The sequence below is a fragment of the Streptomyces sp. NPDC049627 genome (assembly GCF_044465645.1).
In the GTDB taxonomy this organism is placed as follows: Bacteria; Actinomycetota; Actinomycetes; order Streptomycetales; family Streptomycetaceae; genus Streptomyces.
Genome location: NZ_JBITLW010000019.1, coordinates 165,969 through 184,617, shown reverse-complemented (window position 1 = coordinate 184,617; position 18,649 = coordinate 165,969). Strand labels below are relative to the sequence as shown.

16 protein-coding genes and 1 tRNA gene are annotated in these 18,649 nt (G+C 73.1%); 7 read left to right on the top strand and 10 right to left on the bottom strand.

Features of this window, described 5'->3' with window-relative positions; genetic code table 11:
* Positions 1-221 precede the first annotated feature (221 nt).
* Entirely contained in the window at positions 222-1,328 is a 1,107-nt protein-coding gene (locus ACIBU0_RS40090; RefSeq protein WP_398828705.1) for an LLM class flavin-dependent oxidoreductase, read from the top strand.
* A gap of 31 nt (positions 1,329-1,359) precedes the next feature.
* On the opposite strand, the gene ACIBU0_RS40085 is transcribed toward ACIBU0_RS40090, so the two are convergent.
* Positions 1,360-3,192 carry a putative bifunctional diguanylate cyclase/phosphodiesterase gene (locus ACIBU0_RS40085; protein ID WP_398828703.1) on the bottom strand — a complete coding sequence of 611 codons (1,833 nt, stop codon included), beginning with the start codon at positions 3,190-3,192 and terminating at the stop codon, positions 1,360-1,362.
* A gap of 346 nt (positions 3,193-3,538) precedes the next feature.
* Here ACIBU0_RS40085 and ACIBU0_RS40080 point away from each other — a divergent pair, with 346 nt between their 5' ends.
* Positions 3,539-5,014 carry a M6 family metalloprotease domain-containing protein gene (locus ACIBU0_RS40080; protein WP_398828702.1) on the top strand — a complete coding sequence of 492 codons (1,476 nt, stop codon included), beginning with the start codon at positions 3,539-3,541 and terminating at the stop codon, positions 5,012-5,014.
* Between the two features lie 347 nt (positions 5,015-5,361).
* On the opposite strand, the gene ACIBU0_RS40075 is transcribed toward ACIBU0_RS40080, so the two are convergent.
* The 7 genes from ACIBU0_RS40075 to ACIBU0_RS40045 form a co-directional block, all read right to left on the bottom strand.
* Positions 5,362-5,435 (bottom strand) — tRNA-Lys (locus ACIBU0_RS40075).
* Positions 5,426-6,001, bottom strand: a complete 576-nt coding sequence (locus ACIBU0_RS40070; protein ID WP_398828700.1) for a bifunctional DNA primase/polymerase — start codon at positions 5,999-6,001, stop codon at positions 5,426-5,428. The genes ACIBU0_RS40075 and ACIBU0_RS40070 overlap by 10 nt, the downstream gene beginning before the upstream one ends.
* A gap of 120 nt (positions 6,002-6,121) precedes the next feature.
* On the bottom strand, positions 6,122-6,487 hold the full coding sequence (locus ACIBU0_RS40065) for a hypothetical protein (RefSeq protein WP_398828697.1): 366 nt from the start codon (positions 6,485-6,487) through the stop codon (positions 6,122-6,124).
* A gap of 192 nt (positions 6,488-6,679) precedes the next feature.
* Positions 6,680-8,014 (bottom strand): AAA domain-containing protein, encoded by a 1,335-nt coding sequence (locus tag ACIBU0_RS40060; RefSeq protein WP_398828695.1) that lies wholly within the window; start codon positions 8,012-8,014, stop codon positions 6,680-6,682.
* Positions 8,011-9,615: a hypothetical protein gene (locus tag ACIBU0_RS40055; RefSeq protein ID WP_398828692.1), complete on the bottom strand. Its 1,605-nt coding sequence runs from the start codon at positions 9,613-9,615 to the stop codon at positions 8,011-8,013. The genes ACIBU0_RS40060 and ACIBU0_RS40055 overlap by 4 nt, the downstream gene beginning before the upstream one ends.
* Positions 9,606-10,748 (bottom strand): hypothetical protein, encoded by a 1,143-nt coding sequence (locus ACIBU0_RS40050; RefSeq protein WP_398828690.1) that lies wholly within the window; start codon positions 10,746-10,748, stop codon positions 9,606-9,608. The genes ACIBU0_RS40055 and ACIBU0_RS40050 overlap by 10 nt, the downstream gene beginning before the upstream one ends.
* Positions 10,699-11,733, bottom strand: coding sequence for a phosphatase PAP2 family protein (locus ACIBU0_RS40045; protein ID WP_398828688.1), 1,035 nt, complete (start codon positions 11,731-11,733; stop codon positions 10,699-10,701). Before ACIBU0_RS40045 ends, ACIBU0_RS40050 begins: the two co-directional genes overlap by 50 nt.
* A gap of 186 nt (positions 11,734-11,919) precedes the next feature.
* Between ACIBU0_RS40045 and ACIBU0_RS40040 the strand changes: the two genes are divergently transcribed.
* Entirely contained in the window at positions 11,920-12,516 is a 597-nt protein-coding gene (locus ACIBU0_RS40040; protein WP_398828686.1) for a histidine phosphatase family protein, read from the top strand.
* A 183-nt stretch (positions 12,517-12,699) separates the two neighbouring features.
* On the opposite strand, the gene ACIBU0_RS40035 is transcribed toward ACIBU0_RS40040, so the two are convergent.
* A complete protein-coding gene (locus ACIBU0_RS40035; RefSeq protein WP_398828683.1) occupies positions 12,700-14,196 on the bottom strand; it encodes a hypothetical protein in 1,497 nt (498 codons plus the stop codon).
* A gap of 266 nt (positions 14,197-14,462) precedes the next feature.
* Between ACIBU0_RS40035 and ACIBU0_RS40030 the strand changes: the two genes are divergently transcribed.
* Complete coding sequence (locus tag ACIBU0_RS40030; protein WP_398828681.1) at positions 14,463-14,906, top strand: hypothetical protein; 444 nt, start codon at positions 14,463-14,465, stop codon at positions 14,904-14,906.
* Positions 14,907-14,952: 46 nt separating this feature from the next.
* Positions 14,953-15,822, top strand: coding sequence for a spermidine synthase (locus ACIBU0_RS40025; protein WP_398828679.1), 870 nt, complete (start codon positions 14,953-14,955; stop codon positions 15,820-15,822).
* Positions 15,823-15,838: 16 nt separating this feature from the next.
* Here ACIBU0_RS40025 and ACIBU0_RS40020 read toward each other — a convergent pair whose 3' ends face one another.
* Complete coding sequence (locus ACIBU0_RS40020; RefSeq protein ID WP_398828677.1) at positions 15,839-16,360, bottom strand: hypothetical protein; 522 nt, start codon at positions 16,358-16,360, stop codon at positions 15,839-15,841.
* 158 nt (positions 16,361-16,518) lie between these two features.
* Here ACIBU0_RS40020 and ACIBU0_RS40015 point away from each other — a divergent pair, with 158 nt between their 5' ends.
* Together ACIBU0_RS40015 and ACIBU0_RS40010 are read left to right on the top strand one after the other, a co-directional pair.
* Positions 16,519-17,223 carry a response regulator transcription factor gene (locus ACIBU0_RS40015; protein ID WP_398828675.1) on the top strand — a complete coding sequence of 235 codons (705 nt, stop codon included), beginning with the start codon at positions 16,519-16,521 and terminating at the stop codon, positions 17,221-17,223.
* Positions 17,220-18,623 carry an ATP-binding protein gene (locus ACIBU0_RS40010; RefSeq protein WP_398828673.1) on the top strand — a complete coding sequence of 468 codons (1,404 nt, stop codon included), beginning with the start codon at positions 17,220-17,222 and terminating at the stop codon, positions 18,621-18,623. Before ACIBU0_RS40015 ends, ACIBU0_RS40010 begins: the two co-directional genes overlap by 4 nt.
* The last annotated feature ends 26 nt before the right edge of the window (positions 18,624-18,649 follow it).

Sequence of the window (18,649 nt, the reverse complement as noted above, 5' to 3'; positions counted from 1 at the left end):
AAACGCCGGAGGGGCTGGATTTTTCAGCCCGTCCGGCGTTTGAGGACGAGGCCCCTTCAGGGCCGAAGCGGGGGTCTGGGGGCGGCAGCCCCCAGGGACGGGACGGGTAGGGGCGGCGGGGGCGAGAAACATCGTTGGGGAAAATGCGGGGGAATAAAGCGGAGCCTCCCTCCTGTTACCGCCGGGCAGGACAGCGCACGGCGACACACCAGGAGGCACCCGTGGCCGCAGACGAAACCCAGGCCGACGAGATCCGGGGCACCACCCACGGCACCGCCCCCGTCCCCCTCTCCGTACTGGACCTGGCCACGGTCAGCGCAGGCCACACCGCCACCGACGCCCTCCGCACCAGCGTCGACCTCGCCCGCCTCGCAGAGTCCCGCGGCTTCCACCGCTACTGGGTCGCCGAGCACCACTCCATGCCGGGCGTGGCCTCCTCGTCCCCCGCCGTGATCCTCGCCCACCTCGCCGCCCACACCACCCGCATCCGCCTCGGCTCCGGCGGCGTGATGCTCCCCAACCACGCCCCGCTGGTCATCGCGGAGCAGTTCGGCACCCTGGAGGCGATGGCCCCCGGCCGTATCGACCTCGGCCTCGGCCGCGCCCCCGGCACGGACGGCGCCACCGCGGCCGCCCTCCGCCGCACCGACCACCTGAGCGAAGGCGCCGACGACTTCCCCGAGCAGCTCGCCGAGCTCACCCGCTTCCTCGACGACGACTTCCCGGACGGCCACCCCTACCGCCGCATCCACGCCGTCCCCGGCCCGGTCCAGGCGACCTCCCCCGGCGGCGTCCAGTCCCCGCACCGCCCGCCGATCTGGCTGCTCGGCTCCTCCGGCTTCAGCGCCCGCCTCGCCGCCGTCCTCGGCCTGCCCTTCGCCTTCGCGCACCACTTCTCGGCGCGGAACACCGTCCCGGCCCTGGACCTGTACCGGGAGTCCTTCCAGCCGTCCGCGGTCCTGGACCGGCCGTACGCCCTCATCGGCGTCTCCGCCCTCGCCACCGACGAGGAGAAGGAGGCCCGCCGCCAGGTCAGGGCCGCCGCGCTCAGCATGATCCGCCTGCGCACCGGCCGGCCCGGGCTGATCCCGACTCCCGAGGAGGCCGAGGCCTACGAATTCACCCCGCTGGAGCGCGAGTTCGCCGACTCCTGGAACGCCAACGTCGTCCACGGCACTCCCGACGAGGTCCGCGCGGGCCTCGACGACCTCCAGAAGCGCACCGGCGCCGACGAGTTGATGATCACGAGCAACGCCCCGGGCCTGGACATACGCCTGCGTTCGTACGAACTCATCGCGGACGCCTACGGGTTGCCCAAGCCGGCCTGAAGGGTCTCACGCACTCACACCCTCACAGCCCTCACACCCGCACCCCCAGCAACTCGGAGATACGATCCGGCGGCACCGGCCGCGAGTACAGCCACCCCTGACCGGTGTCGCAGCCGATGCTGCGCAGCCGGGACGCCTGCGCCAGCGTCTCCACGCACTCGGCGGTGACCGTCAGGCCCAGCCGGTGGGCGAGTTGGATCATCGCCTCGACGACGACCTCGTCGGCCGGGTTCGGCGGGACGGCCGCGTTGTTGTCGCTCTCGTACTGGAAGCCCCGTACGAAGGAGCCGTCCAGCTTCAGGACCGAGACGGGCAGGCGGCTGAGGTAGGCGAGGTTGGAGTAGCCCGTGCCGAAGTCGTCGATCGCGATGCGTACGCCCATGTCGCTGAGCGCCTGGAGGACCTGGAGCGGTCTTCCCGCCGAGCCCATCACCGCCGATTCCGTGAGCTCCAGCTGCAGCAGGTGCGGGGCGAGTTCCGTCTCGCCGAGGACGCGGGCCACGTCCGCCACCAGGTCGGAGTCCCAGACCTGACGCACCGCCACGTTCACGCTCACGAAGATCGGCGGCTCGTCGGGATGCGCCACCTGCCACGCGCGCGCCTGACGACAGGCGGTCGCCAGGATCCAGCGGCCGAGCGGCACGATCGAGCCGTCCTCCTCGGCCAGTCCGATGAACCGATTCGGCGCCAGTACGCCGAACTGAGGATGATTCCAGCGGATGAGCGCCTCGACACCGCGCAGTCGCCCGTCCTCCATGCTCACCAACGGCTGGTATTCGAGAGCGAATTCGCCGCGGTCGATGGCGGGGCGGAGGGTGGACGCGAGCGCCTGGCGGGTCATGCGGTGGGCGTTGCGTTCGGGGTCGAAGAGCGTCCAGCGGTCCTTGCCGTCGGCCTTCGCCCAGTACAGCGTCGTGTCGGCGGCCGCCATCAGGGCGGTGGGGGTGGTGCCGCTCGCCTGGCGTTCCACGACGCCGATCGACGCCGACACCGACAGGCGCCGGCCGGAGAGGTCGAAGGGCGCCCGCAGGGATTCGAGCACCGACTCGGCGAGGTCGGCCAGTTGCTCGGTGCCGGTCGAGTCCTCGACGAGCAGGGCGAACTCGTCGCCGCCGAGCCGGGCCACCAGGGGCGGGCTCGACCGGGCGTAGCCCGCCTCCTCGGCGCAGCGGGTGAGCCGTTCGGCCACGGCGGCCAGCAGCTTGTCGCCGACGCGGTGGCCGAGGGTGTCGTTGATCGCCTTGAATCCGTCAAGGTCCAGGTAACACAGGCCGATTCGGCCGGTGGTGCCGCTCTCCTCGTACGACTCCGCCTCCAGCGCCGCCGAAAGGCGCTCGAAGAACAGGGTGCGGTTGGGCAGCCGGGTCACCGGGTCGTGCATCTGCAAGTGCCGCAGCCGCGCCTGGAGTTCGCGGTGAGCGCTGATGTCGGCGACGGACAGCAGGACGCCGCCCCCATCGCCGCCCGGCTCCTCGTCGGCCAGCGGCGCGACCGTCACCTGGGCCCAAAGGGAGTGCCCGTCCGGGTGTTTGAGGCGGCGCGTGCAGCGCAGTCGGGCCTGGCGGCCGCGCAGCACCTCCAGATACGCGTGCCAGGTGCGGGCGTCGGAGGCGAGGTCCACCAGATCGGCGGCGACCGCCCCGGCCAACTCCCCCGGTGCCGTGCCGAGCAGGTCGGCGAGGGCGGCGTTGGCGCCGGTGACCAGTCCCTCGCGGTCGACCACGGCCATCGCCAGGGGCGCGGCGGAGAAGGCGGAGGAGTAGGGCGGCGCTCCGGTACTGGGGGATGGCTGTACGTTACTCTCTGTGACGGCCGGCCGGATGAGGTCTGCCGCGGGCGCCGGCCCTTCGGACGTTCCGCTCACCGCTCGCTCCCGCAGTGCACTCGTTCTTCGGATGGGTCTCATCGGAATGGCCGGCCGGGGGGCGGTCGGCCGCCGGGCCGTGTCCGTGCAGGAAAGTGTCTGGAAAGTGTGCCGATCATAGAGGCTGGTTCGGGGGCCTTCCACCTACTGTTCAGTGTTCCCACGTGACCCGACCTTCTGACAGATCGTTTCTGCCCGCACCTGGACGGCTTCTTCGGGCCCTCGACCAGTTGTGACGTTCCGTGAGCGATTCGGGGATGTCGGTTCTGGCGATTCCTCGGGCCTGTCACCCGTCCGGTGCACGCAAACAGGGCGTAGTACGACAATATGACCCAGGCTGGGTGCGGTGTCCCGCGAACCGCTCCCGGAGGTCCACGTGCCGCGTCAGTTCCCCCTGCTTCCCGGCATGGGTCGGCTGTGGGAATGGCCCCGACTGCGCAGTATCGCCGCGGTGTTCACCACGATGTCCGCGGTCGCCGCGACCTCCCTGATCGCGGCCCCCTCGGTCGCCGAACCGTTCGACACCGAACCCTGCGCCCTCGAACGCACCGAGGCCCATCACTCCGAGGGTCTCGACACCTGGAACGCCGCCTATCCGCGCCCCACCCGGGGGCTGGACGCGGTCGTGGTGTTCCTGTCCTTCCCGGACTCGGTCCCCGGGACGACCCCCGCCGAACTGACGGCCGACCACTTCCCGCTCACCACCCACTTCTTCGAACGCGCCTCCTACGGCAAGTTCACCCTGCGCCCGCATCCGCTGCGGCACTGGCTCCGGATGCCGCGCCCGTCGACGGCGTACGCCATACAGCGCGACTGGAACATGTCCCACCGGGCCGCCTATCTGCGCGACGCGCTGGCCGTGGCGGACCGGGAGGTGGACTTCTCCCGCTACGACGTCGTCTACTTCGTCGCCGATCCCGACGCGCCCGGCGTCGACTCCGACGCCACGAAGGTCGTCAACCTGGACACCCCGTTGCGGGCCGACGGCACGGACATCCGGCGCGTCGTCACCGTGTTCGAGAACCATCCGCCGGACCGGCTGGTCCTCGCCCACGAGACCGGGCACGTCTTCGACCTGCCGGACCTGTACCACCGCCCGGTGGACGGCAAGGGCGACTGGGACACCTATGTCGGCGACTGGGACCTGATGGGCAGCCAGTTCGGGATGGCGCCGGACCTCTTCGGCTGGCACAAGTGGAAGCTGGGGTGGCTGGAGCCGCGGCAGGTGATGTGCGTGCGCGGGGTGCGGGCCGGGGGTGAGCGGCTGACGCTGGAGCCGCTGGCGGTGGGGCCGGGCGTGCCGGTGCGGCCAGGGGCGGCCGGGGCGGCGGCCGGTGCCGCCGGGGTGGCTGGTGCATTCGGGGCCGACGGGGCCCTCGGCGGATCCGGCGGATCCGGCGGCTTCGGCGGGCCTGGCGGCTTCGGCGGGCCCGGTGGGTGGGGCGGGTCCCGTTCGGTCGCGGCGGTGCCGGGGTTCGGGCTGGGCAACGGCATCAAGCTCGCCGTACTCCGCACCGGTCCCGAGAGCGCCCTGGCCTTCGAGGTGCGCGGCCCCGTGGGCAACGACGTGCAGGCCTGCCGACCGGGCGTCCTGGTGTACCGGGTGCGCAGCCGGACCGAGTCCGGGGGCGGCCCGGTCGAGGTGATCGACGCCCACCCGCGCACCCAGGCCTGCTGGGAGCAGTCCGTCTATCCGCCGCTCGCGGACGCGCCGGTCGGGCTCGGGGAGAGTTTCACGGTGCCGGGGGAGGGCGTACGGGTGGAGGTGGAGGGGCGTACGGCATCGGGGGCGTGGACGGTGAAGATCACGACGGCGAGGTAGCGCCCGCGCCGGGTGGGGGGTCGCGCGGCGGGCGGGCGGTGCGCCGGGAGGGGGCGGTACGCCTGGTGGTGGGGGCGGTAGGCCTGGTGGTATGGCGGGGCGCCGGGGGTGCGGGCCGTGTGTGGGGCGGTGGCTGTCCGCGGTGGTGATCGCAGTGCGCCAGGTCCATGCGAAAGGCCCCCCGCAGTTGCGAGGGGCTTTCACTGTCGTGCGCCGCCAGGGACTCGAACCCCGGACCCGCTGATGCTGCATTTCCCGGGGGATAACCCCCGGACCCCCAGCCGCCTCTGCGGATCCCAACCCGTAAGCGAAGGCCCCCCGCAGTTGCGAGGGGCCTTCACTGTCTGTGCGCCGCCAGGGACTCGAACCCCGGACCCGCTGATTAAGAGTCAGCTGCTCTAACCAACTGAGCTAGCGGCGCCTGCTGACGTCGTAGACCTTAGCATCCTGCTCGCCGTGGGGAAAAATCGAAATCCGAACGGCCGCACGAGCCGCCCGCACGGCCGCCCAGAGCAGGACCTCGGGGCCCGGTAACCAGGGATGACGGGTGTCCGGGGCGACCAGCCAGCGGGAGGCGGAGGGGGCCGCGGTGTCCGACCGCCCCGGGACGGTCACCGCGTCTCCCGTGCCGTGAAAGAGGAGGGGCGGGACGTCGCCCACGCGGCCGAACTCCTCCCACCGCAGCAGTGATGGCAGCCGCTGGGCCGTGCCGGGCGCGGCGAACAGCAGCATCCGGCCCCGGTACACCGCCACCGGTCCCGAGCCGGGCCCCTCCTCCCACAGCTGGTCGACCATCCGGCGCCCGAAGATCGCGGGCGCGCTCACGACGTCGAAGGCGGAACCGCAGGCCAGGACGACGGGGGCCGCCGGCCGCTCGTCCCAGAGCGCCCGGGCACTGCGCGGATACGGTTCTGCGGAGGCGAGCCAGGCGGCACCTTCGGCAGTGAGGGAGGCGGGAGAGAACGGGGCGTCGTGTGGGCTGCTCATGGCGGATACATCTACCGACCGTGAGGGCTCGGCTCCCCAGAGTTCCCGGAAACCGGGACAGCGTGCGGTGGCAGGGCGTATCTTGCCCGCCTGGCATATGCCCTGGAGGTACCCGCTCGGTCACACCGGGTCGACGTGCCCCGGCCCCTCGACCCCCCGCATCAGATCCCTGCCGAACTCCACCATCTTCTTGGCGTAGTCCTCGGTCCACTCGGCCTGCTCGGCGATGGCGGCGGGCGTCAGCCGGTCGAACCGCCGGGGGTCCGCCAGCTGAGCCGCCGCGATGGCCTGGAACTCCACCGCACGGTCGGTCGCCGCCCGGAACGCCTGCGTCAGCTCGGTCGCCCGGGCCAGCAGCGCACGGGGATCGTCTATCGACTCCAGGTCGAAGAAGTGCTCCGGGTCGGCGGCCACCTGCGCGGGCTCGAAGAGCAGGGGCGCGGGGCGTAGCCGCGGTTCGTTCGGACGCGGCGTGGGCTCCGCCATGCTTTCTCCTCCTCGTACGTCACCGATGTACCGCACCGGTGCACGTCACCGATCTCGTAGGTCACCGATCTCATAGGTCACCGGCGCCCCCTGCGGACCGGTCCACCGTCCATTGTCCCGCGCCCGCGCAAGTAGGCATATGACGCAGGTCCATCGAGCCAGCGGCCTTGCGGCAACCGGGCCACCGCCCGTTCACGGCCGCCACCCCACCCGATGCTCGGCGAGCCGGGCCAGCACGGCATGGTTCGCCTCCCAACCATCAGGGAACTTCACCACCGTCCCCAGCTGCACCGGCTCCGTCGACGGATAGTCGTCCAGCAGCTCGCTCACCCCGGCCCGGCACACCACGATGCACGCGTGCCGGTGGCGGGAGGCGAGGACGCACAGGCGGCCCGTCTCCAGGTGGAAGGCGGTGGCGTCGGGGCGGCCGGAGAGGGGGTGCAGGACCACGGTCACGTCGTACTCGCGGCCCTGGAGCCGGTTCGCGGTGTCGACGGTGACGTCTGTCACGCCCAGCTCGGCCAGGGCCGCCCGGACCGCCGCCGCCTGGTCGCGGTGGGCCGTGCCGACCGCGATCCGGTCGGCGGTGAGGGGCGCGGGGTCCGGTGAGCGCTCCGACGTCGCCGCGCCGCCCCGGTCCAGCAGGCGCCGTACGACCGTCGCCACCGCCCGTACCGCCTCGGGGTCCGTGCGCGGGGTGTGCCGGGCGGGCAGCTCCAGCAGTCCCCAGCCCGACTCCGCCGCCTCGTCGATCACCCGGTCGGGGCCCGAACCGTCGGACGGGACCGCGAAGGACAGGTGACGGTCGCCGTGGTCCGTGCCGCTGCGGAACCGGGTGTACGGGTAGAAGGCGTCGGAGACCAGGGGTGCGGCGGACGCCGGGAGGCGCCAGGACACCGGCAGGCGGTGCTGGGGCAGGTCCGGGTTGTGGGCCAGAAGAGTCGTCACGGCTGACGCCGAGGGGTCGTACGACAGCCCCGCCCACTGCTCGCTGCCCACGATCGCGAACGGGTCCAGCTGACCCGGGTCGCCCACGAACAGCGCCCGCTCGAACAGCCCGGCCACCGCGAGGAGCGAGTCCGAACGCATCTGGTACGCCTCGTCCACGATCGCGTGCCGCCACGGCTCGTCGACCTTGACGTGCGCCCACTTGGCCGCCGTGGAGATGATCACCGGGAGGCCCGTCAGGTCGGCCGCCTTTGCCGACTTGCGTACGTTCGGCAGGTCGTCGAGCGCCTTGTCGTACGGGTCGCTGTCGCTGCTGTGGAGGCGGCCCACCGGCAGCTCGGGGTTCTTCTCGGCGAGTCTGAGCACCAGGTCGTCGACCTGGGAGTTGGTCTGCGCGACGACCATCAACGGGTGTCCGGCGTCCGCCAGTTCCAGGGCCGCGCGGACGACGAGCGTGGACTTGCCGGCGCCGGGCGGGGAGTCGACGACCACACCGCGCGCGGTGCCGTGCAGGGTGTCGGCGAGGATCGCGTCGGTGGCCTCGGCCGCCGCCGCACCCGGGTCGAACACGGCGGTCACAGGACGTCCTCCTCGGTCAGGGGATCGGCGGCCTCGGACACCTGCTCCCCGGGCGGCCCGCCGTGCGTCCACGGCGTCTCCTCCGGATCGGGCAGTTTCGCGCCGCCCCGCTGCTCGTGCTCGAAGAGCGTGAAGAAGACCAGGTCGCCCTTCTCGGGCACCGACCCCTCCTCCGGCTCCTTGCCGCGGCCCATCTTGTCGAGCACCCGCAGCACGAGCAGCGTGCTCCCGTCGTCGGGGGCCTCCTCGCGGCCGACGAACTCCGCCGACTGCGGCTTCCCGCCCAGCGACCGGTACACCTTGGCCCGTTCGCCCAGATGCGGCCGGTCGTCCGTGCGGACGGTGACCAGCGGGCGCGGGCTCGGCCGCTTGCCCTCGCTGTACGCCATCACGACTTCGGTGACCTCGCCCGCGAAGGCCTCCCCGGCCAGGCGCCGCCCCGCCATCACCAGCGGGTCGTCGAGCGCCTCCTGCGCCTCCAGGCGGGCCTGTTCGCGCTCGCGCGCGGCGAGCTTGTTGGCCGCGGTGACGGCGTCGTCGCGGCGCGGCTGCGGGGGCTCACCGGCGAGGACGCGGTCGCGGTGGCCGGTGAACGACCAGCGGTCGCGGGTCCACCGCTCCTCGACCCGCCCGGCCTCGGGCAGCTCCCGCAGCAGGTCGAGGCCGCGCCACACCGCGTCCCAGGTGGGCCGGGTCCGGCTCTCGACGAGGGCGCGGATCTCCCGCTCGGCGGCGGTGAGGTCGCCGAGCCGGTCGTCGGCCTCCAGACCGTCCTCGGCGGCGGCGAGGGCCGTACGCGCGCGGTCGTAGCGCTCGATCGCGGGGGCGAGCAGCTTGTTGTCGAACGCCGGGTCGGTGGCGGGACCGGCGGGCGGGCACAGCAACTGGCCGTCCCGGTCCCGTGCGAGCTCCGCCCGCAGTGCCGCCTCGGCGCCGGTCTCGCCCTCCGGGGGGTCGATCCACGCGAGCAGCGCGCCCAGGTGCTGGTCCTCCAGGGTGGACTGGCCGGTCGCCCAGTGCCGGGTCAGGACGTCCGTCATGGCGAGCAGCAGCGAGGAGCCGGGCACGCGGGCCCGCTCGCCGAAGTGGGTCAGCCAGCGGCCGAGCAGCGGCACGCGCGGGGGCGCGGGGTAGGGGGCCTCCGGGTCCTGTTCCGCCGTACGCCTGAAGCGCATGGAGCGGCCCAGGAGCCGTACGAAGTCGACGCCCGCGCGGCTCGGGACGATCAGCTGCGGGGCGTCCGCGCACAGCTCGACCTCGACCTTGACCCGCTTGCCGGTCTCCGGATCGGTCTCGTTGCGCTCGGCCGCCTCGACGACCTCGGCGTACGTGTCGATGTACGGCAGGACGACATCCGCCAGCTCGGACAGGAACGCGAACCTGAGGTCGCGGTCGCGCGGTTGCGGTACGACCAGCAGGTGCGGGGCGTCCCGGTCGGTGCCGACCAGCGCGCCCAGCGGGGCACCGGCCTCACCGGCGGTGGTGAGCGGCACGAAGACCAGGGGGCGGTCGGACAGGTGGCGGTGGCGGACGGTGGCGGCGGGCTGGGCGCGGCCGGTGCTGACGGCCTCCATGCGGGCGAGGGTGGAGATCAGCGACACGGGGCCACCGCCTCCCGGCCGAGGGCCTCGGCACGCAGCCGTGCCGCCCGGCGCAGGGCCGCCACCGCCGGGTCGTCCGGGTCGCCGGATTCGCCGCGGGCCGCCGACAGGACGTTCTCGACCGTCGTCAGGCCCCCCAGCTCGGCCCGCACCGAACGGCCCAGCGATGTCACGGCGCCGGACGCGCGGGAGCGGGCGCGGCAGTGGAAGGCCAGCTCGCAGGCGGACAGGCACTCGGGCGCGTACGTCGCCGGGACGGACTCGACTGCGGCCGTGAGGTCGGCGGCGGGCAGGTCGGGGGAGAAGCAGGTGCCGGCGGGCAGCGTGTCGGCGATGTCCTCGATGCGGGTGAGACGGGCCAGCTGGCGGGCGGTCACCGCGCGCTGCTTGCGGACGTCGACGGCCGAGGCGGTGGGGAGGTTGGAGAAGTCCTTGGGGCAGACGAGGAGGATCCGGTGGCGCACGCGCGGGGTGGGGGCGTCGTCGCCGAGGCGGGCGGCGATCTGCTCCAGCGCCAGCACGTACACCGCCGCCTGACGCGCCGCCGCGCCCACCTTCGCCGGGTCCGCCGAGCCGTCCAGCATGGGGAAGGACTTGATCTCCACGACCGTCCAGCTGCCGTCGGGGTGCACGACGACCGCGTCCGGCTCCAGGAAGGCGGGTGATCCGGCGACGTCCAGCGCCAGCATCGGGTGGTCGAGCAGCGTCCATTCGCCGCCGGCCTCGGTGGCCTCGCGCAGCGCCAGTGCCGTACGGGCCGTGCGTCCCTCGGGGCCGATCGCGGCGAGGTCGGGCACGCGCGCGTGGGCGGGCGGTTCGGCTCTGCGGTCCAGTTTCTCGTGCACCAGCCGCAGCAGCTCGGCGCCGCCGTCCGCCTTGACCTTCGCCTCGAAGGCGTTGCCGCGGGTGAAGGCGAACTGCGACTGCCCGAACACCGACGGCGAGCCCAGCGCGCTCGCCAGTGCCGCCTTGTTCACCCCGGCGCCGTCCAGGATCGCGCGCCGCTTGCAGCCGGGGTTGGCGGCGAGGGCGGCCAGGGCGCGCGCGTCCAGCGCCTTGGCCGGTACGTCGGGACCGCGCAGCTCAGCGAGCCGGTGCCGGAGCGCCGTCCCCCGCGTCCTGGGGAGAGGCACTCGGCTCGGCTCCGGATCCGAACCGGGACTCGCGCTGCCGTGGAATTCGCTCACCCGCGGAAGTCTGGCATCCGCCACTGACAATTGAGGAAGGTGCGTCGGCAGAGCCCACCGGGACGGGCTCGGCGGCTTCGGCCGGGACGGTGCTGTCGGAGGCCGTCGCGAGGGTGCCGCGGGAGGCCGTTCCGGCCGTCGCGACCGGCACGGTCCGCGCCCCGAACCGGGACCGAGCGCGGTCCGCGGTCCGCATGACGACCGGCGCCAGCAGCAGCCCGACGCCCATCACGGCGGCGCCCGCGGCCGCGTCGAGGAAGTAGTGGTTGGCGGTGCCCATCACCACGATGGTGGTGATCAGGGGGTAGGCGACGGCCGCCGCCTTCGCCAGGCGCGTCCCGCCGTACCGCCACAGCATCACCCCGCACCACAGCGCCCAGCCGACGTGCAGGCTCGGCATGGCCGCGTACTGGTTCGTCATGCCGCCGAGGCCCCGGGGCGCGCTCGCCTCGCCGCCCCACCAGCCGTACGAGCTGTAGTGGGCCATCGTGTCCACGAAGCCGTGGCTCGCGTCCAGCAGCCGGGGCGGGCAGGTGGGCAGCAGGGTGAAGCCGATCAGGCCGATGAAGGTCGAGGTCATCAGCCAGGTGCGGGCCGCGCGGTAGTGGACGGTGCGCGATCTGAAGAGCCAGACCAGGAGCGCGGGCGTGACCACGTAGTGCAGCGACGCGTACCAGAAGTCGGCCGGGACGCCGAGCCAGGGCTCACGGGTGAAGAGACGGTTGAGAGGGTGCTCCGCGTTGAGGTGCAGGGCCTTTTCGATGTCCAGGATCGCCAGACCGTGGTCGACGGCGTGGCTGACATCGCCCCGGGCGAGGAGTCGGCCCGCCGAGTAGCAGGCGTAGACCAGGAGTATCAGCGGCAGCTCGGTCCACCAGCGCAGGCGGGTCCGGGGCGTCGCCTCCACGCCAGCTATGTCGGCGTGCGGCATCCGATCGCCTCCCCCTTCTCGTCACGGCGCCCGGTTGACCGGTCGTGCCACTTTACGGTGTACGCGCGCGCCTCCTTCGGGCGCCCCGGCTCTACAAGACGCAGAGATCGCCCCCGGGGTTGCCCCCGCACAGCGTGCGCGATGATGGAGGGGCTCCGCCTCTCATTTCTCCTGGAAGGCCCCTTCATGGCTCCGCGCATCCTGCTGGCCCGGCACGGACAGACGGAATGGTCGCTGTCCGGCAAGCACACGGGCAGGACCGATGTGCCGCTCCTGGAGGAGGGCCGCCGGGGCGCGAAGCTGCTGGGCGAGCGTTTGAACCGGGCGCCGTACGACGGGCTGGCCGGTGTCGAGGTGCGCACCAGCCCGCTCTCCCGCGCGCGTGAGACGTGCGAACTCGCCGGCTTCGGGGACCGCGCGCGTGCCTGGGACACGCTCATGGAGTGGGACTACGGCGCGTACGAGGGCATGACGCCGGCGGACATCCAGGCCGTGCGGCCCGGCTGGCTCATCTGGCACGACGGCGTGCCCGAGGGCGAGAGCCTGTCCGAGGTGACGGCCCGGGCCGACGAGGTGGTGGCGTGGGCGCGCGAGGAGGACCGGGATGTGCTGGTGTTCGCGCACGGGCACATACTCCGGTCCATAGGCGCCCGCTGGCTGGGCCTGCCGCTCGACTTCGCGGCCCGCATCCGCCTGAACCCGACGTCGCTGTCGGTACTGGGGTGGGCTTACGGCGAGCCGGCGATCGAGAGCTGGAACGACCTGGGGCACCTGGCCGGCTAGCGCGCATCGGCGCCGCCTGCGGGCAGTCGTGCCGCTGGGGCGATGGGGGTCCCCCCGCTCGAGCGAAGCCGAGAGTGGGGGAGGGTGGGCGCAGGCGGCACCCCGCCAGCGCCGGGTTGCGCGACCCGCCCCCGCCGAGCCCCAACGCCGGGCAACTTGCTCACGCCGTAGCCTCGACGCCGTTCACACAGCCCGCGGCACCGAAGCATGCCGCTCCAAGAACGCCGACACCCCACTGGCCCGCCGGTGCGGCAGCAGCACCCGCGCCGTCCCCGCCAGCATCGTCTGCACCCGCGACGACTGCACCTGGTCCAGCAGATCCAGCACCCGCATCCCCGCAGCGGCGGCCTCGTCGGGACGCCCGCCCCGCGCCAGGTCGTCCGCCAGCTCCGCCGTGTACAGCGCGATGTTCCGCGTGAAGTGCGGATCCTGCAGCTGGGCCGCCCGCCCGGCGTGCCGCGCCGCCCGCTGCCAGTTGCCCAGCGTCGACCAGCACTGCGCCTCCAGCGCCTCCAGCTCGGCCTCTCCGTAGAAGCTCATCCACTCGGGGTCGGCGTCCGAGTGGCCGCGCGCGAAGAGGGCCTGTGCGCGGACGAGGGCCTGTTCACAGCCGGTGCGGTCGGCGAGGCCCGCCCAGCCGCCCGCCTCGCGCAGCGCGAGCAGGGACATCAGGCGGGAGGAACCGAGCGGGCGCGCGGCGCGTTGCGCGGCCTGCGCCGCCCGCACCGCCTCGCGGGGCCGGCCCGCGTCCCGCGCGAGGAAGGACGTGTTGCAGAAGGCGTGCGCCTCCAGGGCCGCGTCCCCGGCCATCCGGGCCGTCGCCAGCGCCTCGGCGTAGTGCGAGCGCGCGTCGTCGAACCGCCCCGAGTCGTGTGCCAGCCACCCCACCGAGATGGCCAGTTCCCCCGCGCCCGAGTGCAGCCGGTCACCGACCGCCTGCCGGGTCGTACCGGCGTCGAGCAGCGCGTATGCGGCGCGCAGCGGCGTGGCCGCGCGCCGGTAGAGGCCGTCGGCGCCGTGCCGGTCGTCGAGCAGCCGGATACGGCGTACGGCTTCCTCGAGCGCGTCCGCCTCGCGGCCCCCGACACGTCGGACGGGACGCTCCGCGGCCGCGGCGTCGAAGGCGAGCCCCAGGGGGCTCAGTGAGGCGGCGGCCACCGTGGCGCCCCCGCCGGTCATGAATGCGCGACGCAGCACGTCGCTCTCCTCGTGGATCTCGTGATTCTGGTGGTTCTGCTGTGTGCCGAACGGGTCGTTCGAGTCGCTCGGGTCGTACGGGTCCTGAGGGTTCAGTGGGTCATACGGTTCCCGGGTCCCCCGCGTCTCACTTGAGGTGTGCGCCGGGATCGTGGTGTGCGTCAGGGGCGTGTCCTCGTCGGTGCGCGCCCGGCGTCCGCGTACGGACGAGCGGGGCGCGAAGCCGAGGTCGGTGAGCGTGCGGCCGGGGAACATGTGCAGGAACACCCGTTCGTACGCGTAGTTGGGGCAGCGGATCTCGCCGGCCTCGACCCGGCCGACGTACCGCGCGTCACAGCTGACCCGCTCGCCGATCTCGCGGGCGGCCCGGCGTACCGCAGCGGCGAACTCGGCCGGCGAGCGCTGTCCGCGCAACTGCCGGAACGCGAGATTCGGCCGCGGCGGCCTGGGGGGCGGGGACGAGGTCAGCTCTGACGACGCCATGGCCGGGTCCTCTCGTGCGAACCGTCGAACCATGCCGGAGGGAGAACGAGTTGGGCCGAAAGATCCGGCTCTGCCCTTGTCTCCGGCGGGCAAGAACGTACCTGCTGTAGCGGACCCGCAACGCAGGGTTTGGCTACAAACCGGATATCTCATACGGGATCTGCCATGAACTGCCATCCTTTGCGGCGGACTTCCGCCGTAGCCGTTGACTCCGCGCCGCGTTGAACTCTTCGGACTGCAAAAGGGGTTCCGTGGTGGAGGTCGAGATGGAGACCAGCCAGAGCATTGCTCCTCATGCGCCGTCGACAGCGGCGGGGCATGCGCCGACCGCAGAGTGCAGCGAACCGCCGGGTGCGGGCTGTGACGTGGTGACGGTGCCCGCGCGGCAGGGGCTGGAGGCGGTCGACATCCTGCGGCGCGGGGCCGGGGACGCGGTGGGGCCCGTTCTGCACGACGACGGCGGCGACACGCTGGGCTTCGTGGTCCCGCCGGGCACGGCGGCCGCCTGGGACGTGCCGGGCAGCACCTGTACGGAGACCGACGGCCGGGGGCTGAGTCTGGACCTGGACCCGGACCCCGGGCCGCCGGTCGAGGGCTCGGACTGGCTGCTGCCGCCCGGCGAGGCGGACCTGGCGACGGACCCCGCGGCGCTGCGGGCGGCGCTGGGGGAGGCGGCACGGTTGATCGAGGCCGCGGACAACTGCCGCTGACCCGGTTGCCCGGGCGGCACCGTCCCCCGCTTGCGACAATGACCCAATGGGAAGGTCCAGGAACGCCCGGCGCCGGCCGGCCGCAGCGGAAGCCGTCGTCGAGCGCGTCGACGGTGGGCTCGCCGAGCTGATACCCGACCGGGAGCGGGCCAGGGCCTGGACGCTCCTCATCGACGGGGCTCCGCAGTCGCACGTCGATCTGGACGACCCGGCGTACCTGTCCTTCGAGTACCAGCGGCGCCTGGGCCACGTCATCGACCTCGTCGCCCCGCCCGGCAAGCCCGTCCACGCCGTCCACCTCGGCGGTGGCGCGTTCACGCTCGCCCGGTACGTCGCCGCCACCCGCCCCCGCTCCACCCAGCAGGTCGTCGAGCGGGACGCCACCCTCGTCCAACTGGTCAGGCGGGAGCTGCCATTGGATCCGAACGCCCGGATCCGGGTGCGGTCGGCGGACGCCCGCGACGGACTCGCCAAGGTGCCCGACGCGTGGGCCGACCTCGTCATCGCCGACGTGTTCAGCGGGGCCCGTACGCCCGCCCACCTGACCTCTACGGAGTTCCTCGACGACGTCCGCAGAAGCCTGAGGCCCGGCGGCGTCTACGCGGCCAACCTCGCCGACGGACCGCCGCTCGCGCATCTGCGCGGCCAGATCGCCACCGTCGCCGACCGCTTCGCGGAACTCGCCCTCGTCGCCGACCCGGCGGTACTGCGCGGCAAACGCTTCGGCAACGCCGTCCTCGTCGCCTCAGACCACCCGCTCCCGCTCGCCGAACTGACCCGCCGTGCCGCCTCCGACCCCCATCCGGCCCGCGTCGAGCACGGCAAGGCGCTCACCGACTTCACCGGCGGAGCCGTCCCCGTGACCGATCTCGCGGCGGTGGCCTCCCCGGCCCCGCCCGCGTCCGTGTTCCGCTGAGGGCGCGCCGGCCGGGTCAGTAGTTCCCGATCTCCACCCGCGGCGGCCCGTCGTGCCAGGTGCAGAACACCGACACCCGGTCCGCGCCCGAGCCGAACTCCACCCGGATCCAGCTTTCCGTCTTCCACACCTGCATCGACCAGCCCGCGCCCGGGGAGGCCGAGACCAGGGCCGCGGAGCTCTCGCCGATGTCGAAGACCACGCGGCCGCCGTCGGTGTCGTAGCTCTTGACCTGGCCGGACGTGGCAGGGGAGGAGCTGGGGCTGTTCGCCGGCGACTTCGAGGGGGCCGGCGTACGGGGCTGCCCGGTCGGCTTCGGTGAGGGGGGCGAGGGGCTCTTCGACGGGGTCGGCCGGTTCGTCGACGACGCCAGCGGCTTCGACCCCTGCGTGGTCGCGTCGGCCGCGGTGATGGGCAGGGCGCGCGGCCGGTCGTACACCGTGCCCGCCATCACCGTGTGGACACCCCACCACGACAGCGTGACCGCCGCGCCCGTGGCGAGCGACCAAGCGAGTACGTGTACGAGTCCTCTGCGCATCGCGGGCCATACTGCCTCACGCGTCCCGGACGTGTCGCGCGGTTGTCGCGTGGTTGTCCACAGGGGTGAAGTTGCTCACGGGGCACGGAGTTGTCCACAGGCGGTGAGTTGTCCACAGGTCCGGACCGGGCTCGCTCGCATGGCGTACGGTGCGGCGCATGGCAAGTGTGCTTGTGGTCGAGGACGACCAGTTCGTACGCTCGGCGCTCATCCGGCACCTGACCGACGCCGCCCACACGGTGCGCAGTGTCGGTACGGCGCTGGAGGCGCTGCGCGAGGTCGCCCATTTCCGCTTCGACGTGGTGATCCTGGACCTCGGTCTGCCCGATCTGGACGGCTCCGAGGCCCTGAAGATGCTGCGCGGCATCACCGACGTGCCTGTGATCATCGCCACGGCACGGGACGACGAGGCGGAGATCGTCCGGCTGCTGAACGCCGGGGCGGACGACTACCTGACCAAGCCGTTCTCGGTCGAGCACCTGTCGGCCAGGATGTCCGCCGTCCTGCGCCGCGCCCGGTCGGGCAGCGCGGAGGCCGCCCCGTCCAGCGTGTTCCGCGTCGGGGGTCTGACCGTCGACCCGCTGCGCCGCCAGGCCGAGCTGGACGGTGTCCGCCTGGACCTCACCCGCCGCGAGTTCGACCTGCTCGCCTTCCTCGCCGGGCGGCCCGGTGTCGTCGTGCCGCGCAAGGAACTGCTCGCCGAGGTGTGGCAGCAGTCGTACGGCGACGACCAGACCATCGACGTCCATCTGTCCTGGCTGCGCCGCAAACTGGGCGAGACCGCCGCCAACCCGCGCTATCTGCACACCCTTCGGGGCGTCGGCGTGAAGCTGGAACCACCCGTGGGGGAGCCGCCGCAATGAGGTGGGCACTGGTCAAGGTCAGTCTGGCGGTCACCACCATGGTCGTGGTCGCCTTCGCCGTGCCGCTCGGACTCGTCATCCGGGAGATGGCCCGCGACCGCGCCTTCTCCAACGCCGAGCGGGAGGCCGCGGCCGTCGCCCCCGCGCTGTCCATCACCACCGACCGGGACCAGCTGGAGCGGGTCGTCGCCTCGGCCGGGTCGGACGCGGGCATGGCCGTCCACATACCGGCGTCCGGCGGCACAGCGGCCGTCGACCTGGGCCGGCGGCGCGCCGCCGACGGTGACATCGCGACCGTACGGCGGCTGGGCCGGGCCTCGACCACCGAGGTGCCCGGCGGATCCACGCTGCTTCAGCCGGTCGCGCTGAGTTCCGGCGAGATCGCCGTCGTCGAGGTGTTCGTCCCCGACGCCGCGGTCACCAACGGCCTCGCCACGGCCTGGGCGGTGCTCGCCGGGGTCGGCGTCGCGCTGATCGTCGGGTCGGTGGCGGTCGCCGACCGGCTGGGGGTGCGGATGGTGCGGCCCGCGCAGCGCCTGGTCGAGGGCGCGCACGAGCTGGGGGAGGGCAAGCTGGGCGCCCGGGTGCCCGAGGAGGGGCCGAACGAACTGCGGCTGGCGGCTGTGGCATTCAACTCGATGGCCGACCAGGTCGTCCAACTGCTCGCGAACGAGCGCGAGTTGGCGGCCGACCTGTCCCACCGGCTGCGTACCCCGCTGACCGTGCTGCGGCTGAACGCGGCCTCGCTCGGGGACGGTCCGGCCGCCGAGCAGACCCGGACCGCCGTCGCCCAGCTGGAGCGCGAGGTCGACACCATCATCCGTACGGCCCGGGAGGCCAAGCCGCAGACGGCGGCGGCCGGTCCGGGCGCCGGGTGCGACGCGGCCGAAGTGGTGCGCGAACGCATGGCGTTCTGGTCGGCGCTGGCCGAGGACGAGGGACGCAAGGTGCGGGTGGCCGGCGTGGACCGGCCGGTGCGCATACCCGTGGCCCGGGCGGATCTGGCGGCCGCGCTGGACGCCCTGCTCGGCAATGTCTTCCGGCACACCCCCGAGGGCACGGCGTTCGCGGTCGACGTGCACAACGGCGAGGACGCGGTGATCGTGCTCGTCTCCGACGCGGGGCCCGGCATATCCGACCCCGAGGCGGCGATGGCGCGCGGCCGGGGTTCGGGCAGCGCCGGGTCGACCGGTCTCGGGCTGGACATCGTGCGGCGGCTCGCGGAGTCGACGGGCGGGGACGTGCGGATCGGGTCGTCGGTGCTCGGCGGGACCGAGGTGCGGATCTGGATCCAGCTGGACGGGAGAGCACCGGTGCGCAGGGGGCATCGGGGGTCGGTTCGCCGGCGCCGTCCCGGCAAATTGGTCTCGACCTTTAACCGTCCCCGATCTCTCCCTTAAGCGCACCCTAAGGTCCCCAACTGCCG